Here is a 16036-nt window from a genome sequence, read left to right as displayed (position 1 = left end):
AAGCCGATTATAGCGTAGAGGTATCCATATAAAAACTGGAACATTGAATGGATAATAGATTCTAACAAAACAAAAAGCCGATATTTGGCATACCTACAATTTAATGACTGGAGATTTTTAGATGAGTTTAACATTGGCTTTGTTGGGATTAGCTCTACATACATTGATATGGGAAAAGCTTCCTGATTGGGGAAACTGGTTCAATTGGATAGTGAAGCGATTGCCTAAACCTTTAGCTTATCTATATGATGCATGGCGTTGTCCATTTTGTTTTGGCTTTTGGATTGCCTTAGCATTGCACGGTATAACTGGCATTAGTACGCTTGAGAGCTTAACTTCTATGCCACAATATCTTGGTGTGCTAGGTGTGCCAATAGCTTGGTTTTTAGATGCTTTAGCGACAGCATTACTCATTATGTTTGGCAATTTATGTTTTAGCGCAATCGCAGTCCCAGCTATTAAGGGGCATCAAATGACACAAGAGTTTCGAAAAGCAATGCTAGAAGATGAAAGTGCTTAATTGAAAATAGGATGGCAGATATGACAACTAATGATATATCAAGTGATAACAGTTTATTCACGAGTGAACATCTTTCGGTTTATTCCTGTGCTTCGATATTTTTAGAAAATCAAACTTTTATGGTCGAAAAAGTAGTAGAGCTGCTTACACCGCAAGTAGTGAAGGCACTCCCTATTGGCTGGCAAGGTATTGAAACGCCTAAACAAGCACTTAATTGGTTGAATGATAGGTTTAATGAAAGCAATTTACTTGCAATTAAGTTAAAGCAATCACATGAAATTATTGGGTTTGTTTTTATCCATAAGACGGAAGAAAATGTAAGTCCTGCCTCTTTTAATATAGGGTATTTGATTGGTGAAAAATATTGGGGGAAAGGTTATGCAAGCGAGGTTTTAACTGCGTTGGTCAATTATTATAAAAACCAAGCTAAAGCCAGCATCCTGCTTGCAGGCGTTGAAACTGACAATATTGCTTCTATTAAAGTGCTAGAGAAATGTGGATTTGAGATAAGCAAATCAAAAATGGCTCAGGAATGTAATTTATTTTATGAACTCAGGCTTTAAATTTCATAACGTAATAGGCGCAGATTTTAGCTGAGCGGCTGCTTCTCGCTCAAAGCAGCCTGGCAAAAGTCTACGTTCATTATCTTTCGGCTGGCCGACAATCGCTGTCGACACGCATATTTTCCGCGTTTCCAACCGTACCAAATTTGCCATGGGTAAAGATGTGGTTGCGGTTGAACAAAAACTCGAAAAAATGATCCCCAAAGAGTTTAAAGTGGATGTACACCACTGGCTCATTTTAATGGACGTTATACCTGTGTGGCGCGTAAGCCAAAGTGTGGCAGCTGTATTATTGAAGACTTGTGTGAGTTTAAAGATAAGACTGAATAACTCCAGCCTGTTACGATACCAAAGCGGATGTTAGCTTTTGCTTACCTAGCGCCAAGTTGCGACATAGCTGACTTAAGCTATGTCGATTCCCCCCCTAAAAAGAACAGATAGGTAGCAAACTGATCTTTTAAATAAATTAACAACAAGATGTGCCAAGTTAACTTTTAACGATTCACTCACTTCTTTTAGCAGCTAAATGTGCTCGTTGAATGGCTCAAAAGTTATGCTGCTATAGTAACTGTCTTAAGTACATTAATGTTGCATCTATACTCTTGCGGGGGGTTATGAAGCAACGCCTTTCTTGAACGATAAAAAAGCTAGATGTGCTGCTTGAACTGAACTGTAATTATCTAAATGACTCATCTTGTAACCTGCGTACAATAAACCTTCAAAAAAATAAAAAACCCAATCAACACAGAAGTGCTTATTCAATAACCCCTCATCTTTGGCAAGTTTTATCAATTCTCGTATCTCGTTATCTTGCTGTTGCATACGAAGTTGAAGCTTTTCACTTTTCTGAAACATCTTCTCGAATCTTTGCAAAAAAGCAAATTCTTCGTATAACGGCAAAGTATTTTCGAAGACAAGCTTAATAGCATCCAATGAGTCTTTAGCGTTATTTTCAATGGACACATTTACTTCATCAAAGCGGTCTAAACAATATAACGCAATCTCTTCTTGAAGCGCTTCCTTATGCTTAAATTGGCGGTACACCGTTGCTCTGCCAACTTCAGCCATTTTAGCTACATCAACTAGCGTTGAATCCTCATTTTGAATAAACAGTTTTAACCCCGATTGAATGATTTTTTTTCTAGAATTATTTGTTCTTGCATCCATTTTATGAGACAACCTTGTATCATATATTTAATTCCATTATGATACACCAACGTCTCAAAAGTTAAAAATGAATTCTGTGGGGTAAGAAAGTGAATAGACTAATCGGTATTGACTTTGCAAGAGCACTAGCGCTCTTTGGCATGGTTATTGTAAACTTTAAGTTAGCCATGAACGCCGATATTGGCACACCACAATTAATAGAGTTTGCGGCTCTACTCGAAGGCCGGGCCTCGGCTTTGTTTGTCATATTAGCGGGTATAGGTATTGCGCTTTTAACTAAAAAATGTGTAACCAGTGGCTCAATGGAACACATAAAGCAAGTAAGAACCTCTTTGATAAAAAGGTCTGTTTTACTACTTTTGATTGGCTTGGCTTTTACTTCTATTTGGGAAGCAGACATCTTGAAATTCTATGCATTCTATTTTTTGATAGCTGCATTTTTATTTACTCTTAGCAGCAAGAAACTGCTCGGTGCATCTATCGGTTTTGTTTTTGCATTCCCATTAATGTGGCTATTCTTTGATTACGAAAAAGGATGGGATTGGCTCGAGCTTAGTTATACTGGTTTTTGGACAACTGAAGGATTGATTAGACACCTTTTCTTTAATGGTTATCACCCAATTTTACCTTGGTGTGGTTTCTTGTTATTTGGCATATGGTTGGGTAAACAAGATTTATCCAATACTAATGTAAGGAAGTCTTTGTTTACATGGTCTTTAAGTATTTTACTTATTGTAGAAGCCAGTTTCTATATGCTGAGATTGTGGGCAGGAGATGACCCGTCTATTGGCATGTCAAAAGATGAAATTGAGTTTTTGTTAACCACGTCAATAATACCGCCGTTGCCACAATATATGTTTTCAGCTGCAAGCTCTGCCGTTCTTGTTTTGCTAGTTTCTCTAAAACTAGCAAGTGTATTTCCTACCAACCAGTTAATTGAGTGGCTAAGCAAAACTGGGCAGTTAACGTTAACTCTGTATGTAGCACATGTCATTGTTGGCATGGGAATTCTTGAAGCGACTGGCTTACTCGTTAATAAAACCATAGACGTGTCAGTATTTGCTGCATTGGTCTTTTGCATAATTAGCGTAATTTTCAGTGTGTTTTGGCTCAAGTATTATAAAAACGGACCTTTAGAATGGATTTTTAAAAAATGCACTTAGTAGACCAAGGCATTGTTCTAAAAAACTAAAACTATTGAGACTGTTAACTGTTTAATTAGAGTAAATAGAGCTATGTCGAAAGTAACTGTCAGGGAGTTAAAAAGCAGCTTATAGGTATTACCTTTTACATCTACTTTCATTATCTTTTGGCTGGCCGACAATCGCTGTAGATACGCATATTTTCCGCGTTTCCAATCGTAGCAAATTTGCCATGCGTAAAAACATTGATCAAGTAGAACAAAAGTTACTAAACACTGCTCGTACGCCATCCTGCCCTCCCGGCATAAGTATGTCCCTATACAAAAGTTGTACCTGCAGAATTTAAAGTCGATGTGCATCACTGGCTAATACTGCACGGCCGTTATACCTGTGTTGCACGTAAGCCTCTATGTGATGCTTGTATTATTGAAGATTTGTGTGAGTTTAATGATAAAGTTGAGTAAATAACCTCCCTTTTTTATTTTTTCCTAACAAAGGAGGTCTTCATTAATCCGACTTGAAGTTGATAGCCCTATTCTAAAAACTCTGCTGCTAACTCAACCATATAACTGTAATCTGGCATATAATCTCCTCCATTACCTAAAATGACGATAAATGCATTTTTTTCACGATTTATTGCATATATAGTTCTAAAGCCATCATGGCCGCCAGTATGACCATAAACCGTTTTTCCATCATCACTAAAATAAAATATACCATACCCTGTACCATTAAATAGTGATTCATCAGGGGGACTATACGTTGTCATCATTAACGCTTTAGTCTCGGGTTGTAAAATTTTTCCTGTCATAAAAGCAGATAAGAAACGCTGCATATCTACCATTGAACTAACTTGAGCAGCAGAGCCATAGCTAAAAGATTCACGTCCAAATATTTTGTGTTCCGTTGCGAGATTCATTGCTGTTTGCTCTGTAATTTCAGCATGTTCATCCAGAATATAACTATGATTCATCCCTAGAGGACTAAAGATTTCACTTTCCATATAACTAGCAAACGTATTCCCCGTGACTATATTCACTATTTTCGCTAATAAAACATATCCTGTATTGCTGTAATCTTCATTGCTACCCGCATTGAACTCAAGCATTGGATTTTCGATAAAATAATGAAATATTTTGTCATTGGTAATTTCATTATCAATAATCTGATGTGTTTCCAGATCGTTAAATATGTCTGGAATACCTGATTGGTGAACCAGTAAGTGATGTAGAGAAATGTCCTGCCAAGATTGATCTAATTCTGGCAAATAATCCAAGATAGAATCTTCTAGATCAACAAATCCTTGCTCGTATAATTTGAGTATTGCAATTGCAGTAAAGGTTTTACTAACCGACGCTAAACGAAACTGAGTGTTCTCCGTTATTGGTAAATAAGGTTTGGCAATGCCTTTCATTCCAGTATATAAATTCACATCATTTTGCCAGACTGAAATGATTAGCCCCGCATTATCATCATTAAGGTTTGCCTCCAACACCGTATCAAGTGTTTCAGCTAGCGTTGATTGAACACCAGTTTTAATAGTTTCATGTTTTTTACCATTACTGTTACACGCCGAAATAAATAGCAAGATGCCCATAACCATCAGATTCTGAAAATAATTCTTATCCATCATTTACGTACTTTTCCTTTAATTTTATTCTAGAACTGAGTTAGATTAACAGTTTGTTTAATAATAAATAATAGTTGCTACAATACGATTTATGAACGGTATAGTAATTCGAGCATAATACCTTTAACCTATTGATTATAAATAACAATAATAACAAATGGAATATTGTAAAATTGACAAACAGTATAAAGCTACCAACAATAAAACATGGTAAACAGAGTATAATCCTTCTCTCGATACTAATATGTTTTACCTACTTCCTAACGCAAAGCAAAAGCTCTGCTGTTACACAAGGTTATGTTGCTGATGTATCAATCCATAAAAGCGATAGCCCTATATCGCTTAATGCTGCAAATGACGCGTTTAATTGGCAACCTATAAAAGAAGGAAATTTTAACCTTGGCAACCATCGTTATTCATTGATTCGAATTCAATTAGATCAATCAGTATTGCCGTCTCCTGATGGATTAGTTTTGGTTATCGCACGAAATAATATTTTTACTGATGCCATTTTGCTTTATCAACATGATAATGTAACCCAAGAAAAGTTACTTACTCCCTCAAGCACCGATAACAAATTACTCTCAATTAAACTGACTAAAGAAACGATAAAAAATCCCGTTTACATATCTATTTCAGGTCGCTACTTACGTGGAGAGCTATTTGTTCTCACACCTAAAGAATTTACCGATCGCATTAAAAAATCATCGCTAATAGATGGGATCTATTTTGGCATCATTAGCTTATTCTTATTGTTTAGCATTCTAAGCTATGTTTTTTTTCGACAAACTATATTTCTTAAATACGGTGCTTTACTCACCTCTATTTTTTTATGGGTAGCTGCGGGAGAAGGTTGGTTAAAAAGCACTTTTCCTCAAATTCAAGGGGTACCCTTTTTTACGCCTAATTCGCTAGGGATATTGTTTTTTATTACCTTTGCTTTTTTTAGTTATGATTATTTAAAACTTAAACAAAAAAAAACAAAAGCTGGCAGCTTACTGAAATATAATCAAAGAATGCTTATTTTCATTTGGTTATGTTATTGCGTTTCCTTTGAGCGTACCGACCCTACCATGTATCAAATCGCTTATGGTTTAGCATTACTTAACTGTTTAATTGTACTTGCTATCACATTTATTATTGCTGTTCGCACCTTGTCTAGCAAAGGAAAGCAAGGTGTTTTTTACCTATGTGCACTTATTGTTTTTGTTATCGGTAGTGTTATTTCCGGCTTATCAGTAGCAAATATAATCGATTATTTCGTAGGTTGGACGTTAATTAAAGTAAGTTCCTTTATAGAGGTGCTCATACTTGCTAGCGGGCTAATGTATGGTTACAAGGTAGCGTTAACTTCACAAGAAGATAAAGATAAACAACATAGCATTGTTCAAGCAAATATTATTTCAACGCAGAAAGAATTAGCGGAAAGTAGCACGATAATAGAAAACAATAAAAACAGCCGTTCCCTATGCCCTCAAATTGCAAAGATCGTTGCTTTGCTTGATAAGGTGCTATATGTCAAAGCAGCAGGCAACTACTCAGAAATCGTTTATCGACATGGCACAACTACTAAAGAGCAATTAGTCGATACAAATCTGCAAACCATAGAAAAAGCACTAGGTTCTGAAAAAATAATACGTTGCCACAAATCATATTTGGTTAAAGTAGACACTCATTTTATACTTAAACGAAGAACATCGGCAGACTATGACTTAATCGTTGAAGAGCACCTCATACCTATCGGCCGCAAATACCTTAAAGATATCCGGCGCTTATAAGGTAAAGATTAAATGAAAGCAGAGATAGTTGTGAAGCTAGTTTACGCTTTTACAGCTTATTTCATCTACCATCATTATCTTTCGGCTGGCCGACGATTGCCGTAGACGCGCATATTTTCCGTGTTTCTAACCGTACCAAATTTGCCCCCGGCAAAAATGTTGTAGAAGTTGAACAAAAACTACTAAAAGTCGTTCCAAAAGAATTTAAAGTTGACGTGCACCACTGGTTAATCCTGCATGGTCGTTATACCTGTACCGCCCGAAAACCGCGTTGTGGTTCATGTATTATTGAAGACTTATGTGAGTTTAAAGAGAAAACAGAGTAACTAATTTTTAATTGAAATATATTAATGATCATGCGAATAACTTAAATATGTGCTACCCGCATGATTATCTTAATTTGAAAACCTCAAATAAACGCTTAACCTTTAAACATTACCGAACATAAACTCTATACTCCCAAGGCGCCAATTTAAGGCTTGCGTCTTCAGTAAGCGTTGCCTTTTGTTTGCTAAATAGCTCTGTATATACTCCAGCTGTTTGTGGACCCATAAATTGAATATCTTGCTCTTTATCAGAAAAATTAATCACAACAAACACTTTATCTTTGGTATTTTCGCGGATAAAACTAAACACCTCTGTCGGATTAGTATTATAAATACGCTCCATTGTCGCGCCATATTTACCATGCCACAACGCACTGTTTTGTTTCAGCAAAGCTAAGAGCTTCTGAATCAATGGCTTAAAGTCATGCTCTTTCCATTCTATAGGATCTTTTTCAAAAAACTCAAGCCGCTTACTATTCCCTGCTTCAAGTCCATTATAAATTAATGGCATACCTTCACCGACAATAGACAATACGATTGCTGTCGCTACTTTTTCTTCGCTACCATAACGCTCAAACACGGTTCCTTCCCATGAATTAGCATCGTGATTTGAAACATACGTCATCCGATAGCTATTTTTCGGATACGCTCCCTCATTCCATGAATAGTATACAAACAATCTATTTAAATCAGCGTGACCACTTAAAATATCATGAATAGCTTCCTGCCAAGACCATGCATAAGTAGCATCAAAAGCTTTAGCATGTAAATCACGCATTTCCCATTCAGCTAACATAAAAACGGGCTTGATCGCGTCTAGCTCCGCCCTTACGTTTTCCCAAAAATCGAGAGGAACAAAACCAGCTACATCACATCGATAACCATCAATATTTACTTCTTTGACCCAATACTTCATTGCATCAGTCATGTATTCACGCATTTCTGGTACGTTATAATCAAAGTCGATTATGTCTGACCAATCCCACCACGGCGTAGGTTGAAAGTTACCTTGCGAATTTTTTGTATACCAATTTTGGTGCTTATGTCTTAATTCATTATCCCAAGCACTATGATTTGCTACCCAATCTAAAATAACGTACAAACCTAATTCGTGAGCAGCGTTAACAAAGCTTTTTAAGTCATCTAAGGTACCAAACTCCGGATTAACACCGTAGTAATCTTTTACTGAATATGGGCTACCCAAGGATCCTTTTCTGTTTTCTTCGCCAATCGGATGAATCGGCATTAACCAAAGAATATCTACGCCAAGTTCTTTTAATCGTGGTAGTTGATGCTCAGCGGCTGCAAATGTTCCTTCAGGCGTGAACTGTCGTGTATTAATTTGATAAAAACTTGCGTTCTTACTCCACTCAGGATGCGTTAACTTCACATATTCTTGTGGAACATAATTAGAGGAAATATTTGTTGTCTTAGTTTTTTTACTTATATTAGTGCAGGCACACAACCCTAAAAACAGTAATATGAGCGTAAATTTTTTCATTTTTGGAACACCTTAAACGATTAAGTTCAAAGAATATGCGATGTAGCGACATTATTTTCAACAGCCCATTAACATGAATACGAATGCAGCCTTTGCATCTGTCTAGCATAATTATCTTTTGGCTGCCCGGCAATCGCTGTCGACACGCATATTTTCTGTGTTTCTAACCGTTCTAAATTTGCCATGGTAAAAGATGTTGTTGGTTGTGATAACACGTTAAAATAAGGCGCGCTAATTAAGTTTAAACTGAATCTGCATTATAGGTTCGTCCGAAATGGATGCTGTACCTTGTGAACGAGGACCAAGATCAGCAGTTACTTAATTGAAGATTTATGTGAATTTAAAAATAAAACAGAGGTTGTTTAACATGCGTTTACTCCATACCATGCTTCGTGTTACTGATTTAGAGAAATCCATCGCTTTTTATACTCAAGTACTTGGCATGAAAGAAATCCGCCGTGCAGAGAACCCACAATACCGCTATACCCTTGCATTTGTTGGTTACGCTGATGAATCAGAGCAAGCTGTAATTGAACTAACCTATAACTGGGATACTGATAGTTACGATTTAGGTAATGCGTATGGCCATATTGCGCTTGAGTTTGATGATATTTACCGTGCCTGTGAGCAGATAAAAGCCCGTGGTGGTATTGTAACCAGAGAGCCTGGTCCAGTGCTTGGTGGTACCACTGAAATTGCGTTTGTAAAAGATCCTGATGGTTATGCGATTGAACTTATTCAGACTAAAACAAAATTAGACGACTTTTAATCCCCTATTTAATGAGTTATTGATTAAATATTAATTGTTTAATCAATAATTCAACCTCTTTACTTAGCGTATCGTTAAACTGAAGACCCACAATTTCAAATTTTCCCTGCCGCTTTACTGAACATACTTCACATTCTAATGTTAACGATGCTTGATCTTGCGTTTCAATTGTTCTGAGCTGTATCTTTTTTATCGATAAATCAACTGGATGCTCTTTTTCTATTAAAACTCTGCAACCATGTTGGGATAAATCTAAAATCATCACGTCGCACATTGCAGATGCTGACTTAATTTGCGCGGGAATTGAGGTTGGAATACGAATATCTTTTCTAAGTGGTTGGGAAGCAATATTACTCGGTACAGTGCAAACTAACATTTTAGTCGGGATATCAATTACTTTGACAATGGTTGTTACAAAAGCGAGCACAGCTCCACGCCCTTCTTCGGATAATGCACGAATAGTACACGCGGTTTGTGGTACCAAATAATGATCAACTTCAGGGCTTTTTCGACAATCTGGTTTATGTAAAAAAATATACTGGTCGGCTAAGTAACCAATATAAAAACTGCGAACACCAAGACGCTGTCCTGTTGCTGTGATAATTTCCACTGTTATTGGTGATGATGGTTTTAACTGAATTAAAGTATGATGGATTGAGTTTTTCATAAAATCTAACTTCCTTCGCACAAAAACCTGAGTGAATTAGAAATTTAGTATGAAAAATAAAAACGGAAAATTAGCACAGTAAATCTCTGAGCTAACTATATGCATAATTTAGGAATTTTGAAAATTTGGTAGGTAATAAATTTGCTTGGTGGAGCTATGCGGGATCGAACCGCAGACCTCTTCACTGCCAGCGAAGCGCTCTCCCAGCTGAGCTATAGCCCCAAGCAAATTTGAACTCACTTAATAAATTAAGTGGCGTCCCCAAGGGGATTCGAACCCCTGTTACCGCCGTGAAAGGGCGGTGTCCTAGGCCTCTAGACGATGGGGACGCAGAATTCTTGGTGATTAAACCGATAAAACTGTGTCACTAGGACTGGTTATTTAAACTCTTACCATACGAGTAAACGTTACCCTACTCACTTTCGTGAATAAAGTGGCGTCCCCAAGGGGATTCGAACCCCTGTTACCGCCGTGAAAGGGCGGTGTCCTAGGCCTCTAGACGATGGGGACACAGTGCTTATTAAGCGTGTATCACTAGGACATTACAATCAGGTATATTGGTGGAGCTATGCGGGATCGAACCGCAGACCTCTTCACTGCCAGCGAAGCGCTCTCCCAGCTGAGCTATAGCCCCAAGCAAATTTGAACTCACTTAATAAATTAAGTGGCGTCCCCAAGGGGATTCGAACCCCTGTTACCGCCGTGAAAGGGCGGTGTCCTAGGCCTCTAGACGATGGGGACACAGTGCTTATTAAGCGTGTATCACTAGGACATGTACCATATGAGTTGACTTTTTAACTCTAATTAACACTCGAGGCTAATTAAAATTGGCGTCCCCAAGGGGATTCGAACCCCTGTTACCGCCGTGAAAGGGCGGTGTCCTAGGCCTCTAGACGATGGGGACACAGTGCTTATTAAGCGTGTATCACTAGGACATTACAATCAGGTATATTGGTGGAGCTATGCGGGATCGAACCGCAGACCTCTTCACTGCCAGCGAAGCGCTCTCCCAGCTGAGCTATAGCCCCATATATACCTTGCAAAACATCTAAATGTATTGCTGAGTGCGGGGCGCATTCTATGCAGCAGCCAATTTAAAGTCAACAATTTTTTATGCAACATTGTTTAAATGCGTCATTTTTCAACAAGATGGTGATAAGTTATACAAAGCGTTGCATTCTGTGCCTTCGGGGATAATAAAAACCGCTCATTTAACACTATGTTAGGCGATTTATCTTCAATCAAGCTTGCAAATTTAAGCGTGCTATTAAGAATCGCCCCACGCTATTTTATAGATTAAAGCCATAAACCAACGTTAAACCATGCGCTTTTATAACGTGCTCGCTTTAAGCGCCCTATTATTTGTCTTTTTACGACAATCAGGTTCGACCAGATAAAATATATGTCATATTCGAATGGTATTTTAAGGAACATATCTGTCATTAACAAAGAGATAATAATGAAAACAATAAATCGTCGCGCTTTCTTAAAAGCGTCTTTAATGGGCGTAGGCTCTGTAACAACACTTATCGCGCTTAGTGGCTGTTCATCAAATGATGATGACGACCAACAAAAAATTGATAACGGCTTTAAAACCCAATTTGACCATGGTATTGCCAGTGGCGACCCACTTACTGACAAAGCGATTATTTGGACTCGAGTTACACCACAAGGCACACCAAGCTCAGTACAAGTCTTGGTTGAAGTGGCCACCGATACCAACTTTACGCAGCGAGTACTCAATGAAACAACAACTGCGCTTGCCAGCAAAGACTACACCATTAAAATTGATGTATCGGGCTTAAATGCAAATACTCATTACTATTATCGTTTCTCAACTGAATTTGCGAGCACAGCCACAGGCCAATTCAAAACCTTACCTATTAATAATGTATCAAATGTTAAACTGGCGGTCTTTTCATGTGCTAATTACCCTGCTGGGCATTTTAATGTATATAAAGCAGCACTCGAACTTACTGAGCTTGATGCTGTTGTTCATCTTGGTGATTACATTTATGAATATGGTATGGGTGGTTACGCAACCGAGCATGCTCAGGAGCTAAATCGTAGTTTAGCGGCCGATAACGCCAATGAATTATTGACGCTTGATGATTACCGTAAACGATACGCCCTTTATAGAGGCGATGTTAATTTACAAGCATTACATGCTAAAGCAGCCTTTATTGCTATTTGGGACGATCACGAAGTAGCAAACGATGCATATAATGAGGGTGCAGAAAATCACAATGCCGATGAAGGCGACTATAAAACACGTCAAAACGCGGCGCTGCAAGCCTACTTTGAATGGATGCCTATTCGCCCTTATGTTAAGGACTTTACTGAATCTTTATATCGTCATTTTCAATTTGGTGATCTTGTTGCTTTATATATGCTCGATACCCGACACGAGTTCAGAGTAAAGCCGCTTGAATATGCCGATTATATTGACCCTATGACAGGTCAGCTCGACCAACAGGGTTTTATTGCAGATTTATCTAACCCAAGTCGTGATTTACTCGGTCAGAGCCAGCTTAATTGGCTACAAACTCATATGGCCACCTCTGATGCAACCTGGCAAGTATTGGGTCAGCAAATACTGATGACTAAAATGAATATCCCTGCCGAGTTATTAGCAAGCCTCGCCAACCCAAGTGCAAGTATTGCGACCCAGTTTCAACAATTAGCTGACATTAAAACTCGCCAAATTAGCCGCGACCCAAGTTTAACCACTACAGAACTTGCGAGGATCAATACCGTGGCCCCTTATAATTTAGATGCGTGGGACGGTTATCCAATTGAACGAGAGCAAATTCTCGCCATAGCCCGTGAATTTAATAAAAATTTAGTGGTGCTTGCTGGCGATACACATAATGCATGGGCAGGCCAACTCACCGATATGCATGGCAATAATGTCGGTTTTGAATTTGCAACCGCATCGGTAAGCTCTCCTGGCCTTGAATATTATTTAGGTTTAGACCAGCCTACCGCCAAACAATTTGAGCGCGGTCTGACCTTTTTAGTCGAAGACTTACGATTTGCTAATATTACCCAGCGTGGTTTTATGGTGATGGAATTTAATCACCAACAAGCAAAAAGTACTTGGCACTTTGTTGATACAATAATGAACACCGACTTTACTGTTAGCACTAAAACAGCCTCAGTCGCAGCCAAATAAAGCAGCTTTAATTTATATTTAGGTGGGCCTATCACCCACCTGAATATAAAAATGCCGCGCATTAGAGTAAAACAAACACACTTATATAACTGTTTAGTCACTTGTATTGCTGAGCTAAATTGTTGAAAAAATTCTCAGTTTGATTATTCTACCAGCAAAAATTTTTAAGTTGCTCAATTAATCCGCATTCAAACTAAAAATTGACAATCTAGTATTGACTCTAAAACAAGTCTATCTATAATAGCGCCCCACAGAGCAGCGATATCAGGTTTTAACCTTTTTCATGCACTGATTAAATTAAGCGGGTCGTTAGCTCAGTTGGGAGAGCATCGCCCTTACAAGGCGAGGGTCACTGGTTCAAGTCCAGTACGACCCACCACTTAATTTAAGTTTCTTATGGGTCGTTAGCTCAGTTGGGAGAGCATCGCCCTTACAAGGCGAGGGTCACTGGTTCAAGTCCAGTACGACCCACCATAAGAAACACCCTGTAATTTGGGTCGTTAGCTCAGTTGGGAGAGCATCGCCCTTACAAGGCGAGGGTCACTGGTTCAAGTCCAGTACGACCCACCAAATTACACTTATCTAAATGGGTCGTTAGCTCAGTTGGGAGAGCATCGCCCTTACAAGGCGAGGGTCACTGGTTCAAGTCCAGTACGACCCACCATTTAGATACTCTTTACGGGTCGTTAGCTCAGTTGGGAGAGCATCGCCCTTACAAGGCGAGGGTCACTGGTTCAAGTCCAGTACGACCCACCATTTACTTAAATGGTTTCCGTAAAGAAAATTGATTACTTGGGGTCGTTAGCTCAGTTGGGAGAGCATCGCCCTTACAAGGCGAGGGTCACTGGTTCAAGTCCAGTACGACCCACCATGTAATCAAATACCTTAATGTGGGTGATTAGCTCAGTTGGGAGAGCATCGCCCTTACAAGGCGAGGGTCACTGGTTCAAGTCCAGTATCACCCACCACATTAAGGCATCAAACTCCTTCGTTTAAATATATAATTACCGTAACCATCTGTTTTAATTCAACTATTTCACTATTACACTTATATTAAACCTTGCTACTTTTAGAACTGTTTTATATATTCATAAATACGCGTTCATAATCAATAGCTGCGATGGCTGGTAAAACTCTCTTTCAATCAAAAGTTCTGATCGTTGATGATCAACCACTTGCTCAAATTTACATGAAGCAATCGCTTGAAAGCATTGGTTTTAGAGAGCTGACTTGCGCCGAACACGCCCACTCTGCTATTCGCTTATGTGAAAAACAAAAGTTCGATTTAATTCTCTGCTCCTACAATCTTGGCCGCGATAAAGACGGTTACCACCTCTACGAAGAACTCAAAAAGAAGCGTCTTGTTCGCCAATCCACCGGTTTTATTTTTATTAGTGCCGAAACTGATGCCAGCCTGGTACGCAGTGTGGTTGAACTGCAGCCCGATGACTTTTTAGCTAAACCCTTTGTCTTGCGAGAACTGAGCACCCGTATTGAGCGCTTACTTAAACGTAAACGGGCACTCGCTAAAATCTACGACTTCATTGATGTCGAAAACTATTCCAAAGCCTTAAAGTACATCGAAGCCAATTTAAACGGCCAAACCATGACGTCCTACTCGCCTATTTTGCTGCGCTTAAAAGGAGAGTTACTGATCAAACTTAATCGCTTTGCCGAAGCAAAGGAATTTTTTAAATCAGTATTAAATCTACAAAAATTCACCTGGGCCAAAGTGGGCCTTGTTGAATCCCTGATTGCAAATCATGAATATCAGCTCGCTCGCTCATTATTAGAGTCCATGGTTGAGCGCCCTGAAACCAAATTAGTCGCGTTTGATTTACTTGGAAAGTTAGAACTGCATTTAAAAAATTACAACGAGGCGCAAATTTATTTAAGTTCGGCCACAGATATGTCGCCTCGAAATATTGTAAGGCAAAATACCTTAGTGAATGTTGCTAGGTTAAATCATGATTATGAACAGCATTACGATACCAATCGTGCGATATTGAAGTTTGCCAAACACTCTATCCATGATTGCCCCGATATTTACCTCAATGTCGCCCGCGCAGGCGTTGATTACGCCTTAACAACGGAGCAATCTGAATTAATTACCCGTTTGACCCGTCAAACCATGGAATATCTGAGTGAACTAAAACAACAATTTCCTGATGCAGATACCCAAGAGCAACTCGACATTGTCAGGGCACGCTTGCATTATTTAAAAGATGAACGCGACAAAGCGGTCGCTTTAATCAACCAACTGGTTGAAGATGACGGCCCTATTCGCTCGGTTGATGATACGCTCGATAAAGCAAAAGCCCTGCATGAGTTAGGCTTTCATCAACGTGCCTCTGAATTATTTGAAAAAATTGCTGAGCACTGCGCTAAATATCCAGTGAAAGACTCCACTTTTATTGCGTATATCAGTCAAGAAAAACAAGAACGAGAAGACATTAAACACGGGCCACGAGAGCTTAATAATACCGCGGTAAAACAATATCAATCAGGCAAATATCAACAAGCGGTTGAAACTTTTAGCCAAGCGTTTCGCGTTATGCCACGTAATCAAAGCATCGCCCTTAATTTACTGCAATGTATTTTAAATGCGAGTCGCAGCGGCCAAACCTTTAATAGCGAATTAATCGGCCGATGCACTAAAACCATCGAAAATAGCCGCTTAGATAACGACCAACGTGTACGTTACGACAAAATAAAAGAGCAACTACAACAAATAGGTTTATAGCCCTATCGGTAAACGTTTAGGGCTTAATAAACAGCGCGTTTATTTTGATGAAAGG

The 16036-nt window shown here is 38.8% G+C and carries 11 protein-coding genes, 14 tRNA genes and 4 pseudogenes; 18 read left to right on the top strand and 11 right to left on the bottom strand.

Annotation, left to right across the window (positions count from 1 at the left end; translation table 11 throughout):
- The first annotated feature begins 121 nt into the window (after positions 1 to 121).
- From PTUN_RS06665 to PTUN_RS06655, 3 genes and pseudogenes are all read left to right on the top strand, one after another.
- Complete coding sequence (locus tag PTUN_RS06665; RefSeq protein ID WP_009839443.1) at positions 122 to 520, top strand: hypothetical protein; 399 nt, start codon at positions 122 to 124, stop codon at positions 518 to 520.
- Between the two features lie 20 nt (positions 521 to 540).
- Positions 541 to 1083: a GNAT family N-acetyltransferase gene (locus tag PTUN_RS06660; protein WP_050760042.1), complete on the top strand. Its 543-nt coding sequence runs from the start codon at positions 541 to 543 to the stop codon at positions 1081 to 1083.
- A gap of 82 nt (positions 1084 to 1165) precedes the next feature.
- A pseudogene (locus PTUN_RS06655) lies at positions 1166 to 1413 on the top strand (endonuclease III); the annotation flags it as partial.
- 282 nt (positions 1414 to 1695) lie between these two features.
- Here PTUN_RS06655 and PTUN_RS06650 read toward each other — a convergent pair.
- Positions 1696 to 2250, bottom strand: coding sequence for a TetR/AcrR family transcriptional regulator (locus PTUN_RS06650; RefSeq protein WP_009839439.1), 555 nt, complete (start codon positions 2248 to 2250; stop codon positions 1696 to 1698).
- Positions 2251 to 2339: 89 nt separating this feature from the next.
- Between PTUN_RS06650 and PTUN_RS06645 the strand changes: the two genes are divergently transcribed.
- Together PTUN_RS06645 and PTUN_RS06640 are read left to right on the top strand one after the other, a co-directional pair.
- Positions 2340 to 3413: a DUF418 domain-containing protein gene (locus PTUN_RS06645; RefSeq protein ID WP_009839438.1), complete on the top strand. Its 1074-nt coding sequence runs from the start codon at positions 2340 to 2342 to the stop codon at positions 3411 to 3413.
- Between the two features lie 130 nt (positions 3414 to 3543).
- Positions 3544 to 3856, top strand: a pseudogene (locus tag PTUN_RS06640) (hypothetical protein); the annotation flags it as partial.
- A gap of 68 nt (positions 3857 to 3924) precedes the next feature.
- On the opposite strand, the gene PTUN_RS06635 reads toward PTUN_RS06640, so the two are convergent.
- Positions 3925 to 5025, bottom strand: a complete 1101-nt coding sequence (locus PTUN_RS06635) for a serine hydrolase domain-containing protein (protein ID WP_083781293.1) — start codon at positions 5023 to 5025, stop codon at positions 3925 to 3927.
- Between the two features lie 170 nt (positions 5026 to 5195).
- Here PTUN_RS06635 and PTUN_RS06630 point away from each other — a divergent pair, with 170 nt between their 5' ends.
- Together PTUN_RS06630 and PTUN_RS06625 are read left to right on the top strand one after the other, a co-directional pair.
- Positions 5196 to 6800, top strand: coding sequence for a 7TM diverse intracellular signaling domain-containing protein (locus PTUN_RS06630; RefSeq protein ID WP_040644109.1), 1605 nt, complete (start codon positions 5196 to 5198; stop codon positions 6798 to 6800).
- 77 nt (positions 6801 to 6877) lie between these two features.
- Positions 6878 to 7126, top strand: a pseudogene (locus tag PTUN_RS06625) (endonuclease III); the annotation flags it as partial.
- A gap of 109 nt (positions 7127 to 7235) precedes the next feature.
- Here the strand turns inward: PTUN_RS06625 and PTUN_RS06620 are convergent.
- Positions 7236 to 8627 (bottom strand): alpha-amylase family glycosyl hydrolase, encoded by a 1392-nt coding sequence (locus tag PTUN_RS06620; RefSeq protein ID WP_009839434.1) that lies wholly within the window; start codon positions 8625 to 8627, stop codon positions 7236 to 7238.
- A 114-nt stretch (positions 8628 to 8741) separates the two neighbouring features.
- Between PTUN_RS06620 and PTUN_RS22570 the strand changes: the two are divergent.
- Together PTUN_RS22570 and gloA are read left to right on the top strand one after the other, a co-directional pair.
- Positions 8742 to 8832 (top strand): annotated as a pseudogene (locus PTUN_RS22570) (endonuclease III); the annotation flags it as partial.
- Positions 8833 to 8994: 162 nt separating this feature from the next.
- Positions 8995 to 9396 (top strand): lactoylglutathione lyase, encoded by a 402-nt coding sequence (gene gloA, locus PTUN_RS06615; protein ID WP_009839433.1) that lies wholly within the window; start codon positions 8995 to 8997, stop codon positions 9394 to 9396.
- Between the two features lie 16 nt (positions 9397 to 9412).
- On the opposite strand, the gene PTUN_RS06610 is transcribed toward gloA, so the two are convergent.
- The 8 genes from PTUN_RS06610 to PTUN_RS06575 form a co-directional block, all read right to left on the bottom strand.
- Positions 9413 to 10063, bottom strand: a complete 651-nt coding sequence (locus tag PTUN_RS06610) for a PilZ domain-containing protein (protein ID WP_009839432.1) — start codon at positions 10061 to 10063, stop codon at positions 9413 to 9415.
- Positions 10064 to 10209: 146 nt separating this feature from the next.
- Positions 10210 to 10285: transfer RNA gene (locus tag PTUN_RS06605), tRNA-Ala, on the bottom strand.
- 31 nt (positions 10286 to 10316) lie between these two features.
- Positions 10317 to 10392, bottom strand: a tRNA-Glu gene (locus tag PTUN_RS06600).
- Positions 10393 to 10497: 105 nt separating this feature from the next.
- Positions 10498 to 10573 (bottom strand) — tRNA-Glu (locus PTUN_RS06595).
- 48 nt (positions 10574 to 10621) lie between these two features.
- Positions 10622 to 10697, bottom strand: a tRNA-Ala gene (locus tag PTUN_RS06590).
- A 31-nt stretch (positions 10698 to 10728) separates the two neighbouring features.
- Positions 10729 to 10804 (bottom strand) — tRNA-Glu (locus PTUN_RS06585).
- An 87-nt stretch (positions 10805 to 10891) separates the two neighbouring features.
- A tRNA-Glu gene (locus tag PTUN_RS06580) sits at positions 10892 to 10967 on the bottom strand.
- 48 nt (positions 10968 to 11015) lie between these two features.
- Positions 11016 to 11091: transfer RNA gene (locus PTUN_RS06575), tRNA-Ala, on the bottom strand.
- A gap of 431 nt (positions 11092 to 11522) precedes the next feature.
- Between PTUN_RS06575 and PTUN_RS06570 the strand changes: the two genes are divergently transcribed.
- The 9 genes from PTUN_RS06570 (at position 11523) to PTUN_RS06530 (ending at position 15981) form a co-directional block, all read left to right on the top strand.
- Positions 11523 to 13238, top strand: a complete 1716-nt coding sequence (locus PTUN_RS06570; RefSeq protein ID WP_009839397.1) for an alkaline phosphatase D family protein — start codon at positions 11523 to 11525, stop codon at positions 13236 to 13238.
- 303 nt (positions 13239 to 13541) lie between these two features.
- Positions 13542 to 13617 (top strand) — tRNA-Val (locus tag PTUN_RS06565).
- Positions 13618 to 13636: 19 nt separating this feature from the next.
- Positions 13637 to 13712: transfer RNA gene (locus PTUN_RS06560), tRNA-Val, on the top strand.
- Between the two features lie 20 nt (positions 13713 to 13732).
- Positions 13733 to 13808, top strand: a tRNA-Val gene (locus tag PTUN_RS06555).
- A gap of 18 nt (positions 13809 to 13826) precedes the next feature.
- Positions 13827 to 13902: transfer RNA gene (locus PTUN_RS06550), tRNA-Val, on the top strand.
- Positions 13903 to 13918: 16 nt separating this feature from the next.
- Positions 13919 to 13994 (top strand) — tRNA-Val (locus PTUN_RS06545).
- 39 nt (positions 13995 to 14033) lie between these two features.
- Positions 14034 to 14109 (top strand) — tRNA-Val (locus PTUN_RS06540).
- A gap of 21 nt (positions 14110 to 14130) precedes the next feature.
- Positions 14131 to 14206, top strand: a tRNA-Val gene (locus tag PTUN_RS06535).
- 152 nt (positions 14207 to 14358) lie between these two features.
- Positions 14359 to 15981 carry a response regulator gene (locus PTUN_RS06530; RefSeq protein WP_009839350.1) on the top strand — a complete coding sequence of 541 codons (1623 nt, stop codon included), beginning with the start codon at positions 14359 to 14361 and terminating at the stop codon, positions 15979 to 15981.
- The last annotated feature ends 55 nt before the right edge of the window (positions 15982 to 16036 follow it).

The organism is Pseudoalteromonas tunicata, from assembly GCF_002310815.1.
In the GTDB taxonomy this organism is placed as follows: Bacteria; Pseudomonadota; Gammaproteobacteria; order Enterobacterales; family Alteromonadaceae; genus Pseudoalteromonas; species Pseudoalteromonas tunicata.
Note: the sequence above shows the minus strand (reverse complement) of the source record. Positions and strands in the feature narration are given on the sequence as shown.

What these genes read in the sequence shown, in the direction of transcription:
- PTUN_RS06570 (WP_009839397.1), top strand. Translation starts at nt 11,523, where the DNA reads ATGAAAACAATAAATCGTCGCGCTTTCTTAAAAGCGTCTTTAATGGGC.
- PTUN_RS06650 (WP_009839439.1), bottom strand. Translation starts at nt 2,250, where the DNA reads ATGGATGCAAGAACAAATAATTCTAGAAAAAAAATCATTCAATCGGGG.
- PTUN_RS06620 (WP_009839434.1), bottom strand. Translation starts at nt 8,627, where the DNA reads ATGAAAAAATTTACGCTCATATTACTGTTTTTAGGGTTGTGTGCCTGC.
- gloA (WP_009839433.1), top strand. Translation starts at nt 8,995, where the DNA reads ATGCGTTTACTCCATACCATGCTTCGTGTTACTGATTTAGAGAAATCC.
- PTUN_RS06660 (WP_050760042.1), top strand. Translation starts at nt 541, where the DNA reads ATGACAACTAATGATATATCAAGTGATAACAGTTTATTCACGAGTGAA.
- PTUN_RS06665 (WP_009839443.1), top strand. Translation starts at nt 122, where the DNA reads ATGAGTTTAACATTGGCTTTGTTGGGATTAGCTCTACATACATTGATA.
- PTUN_RS06610 (WP_009839432.1), bottom strand. Translation starts at nt 10,063, where the DNA reads ATGAAAAACTCAATCCATCATACTTTAATTCAGTTAAAACCATCATCA.
- PTUN_RS06530 (WP_009839350.1), top strand. Translation starts at nt 14,359, where the DNA reads ATGGCTGGTAAAACTCTCTTTCAATCAAAAGTTCTGATCGTTGATGAT.
- PTUN_RS06635 (WP_083781293.1), bottom strand. Translation starts at nt 5,025, where the DNA reads ATGATGGATAAGAATTATTTTCAGAATCTGATGGTTATGGGCATCTTG.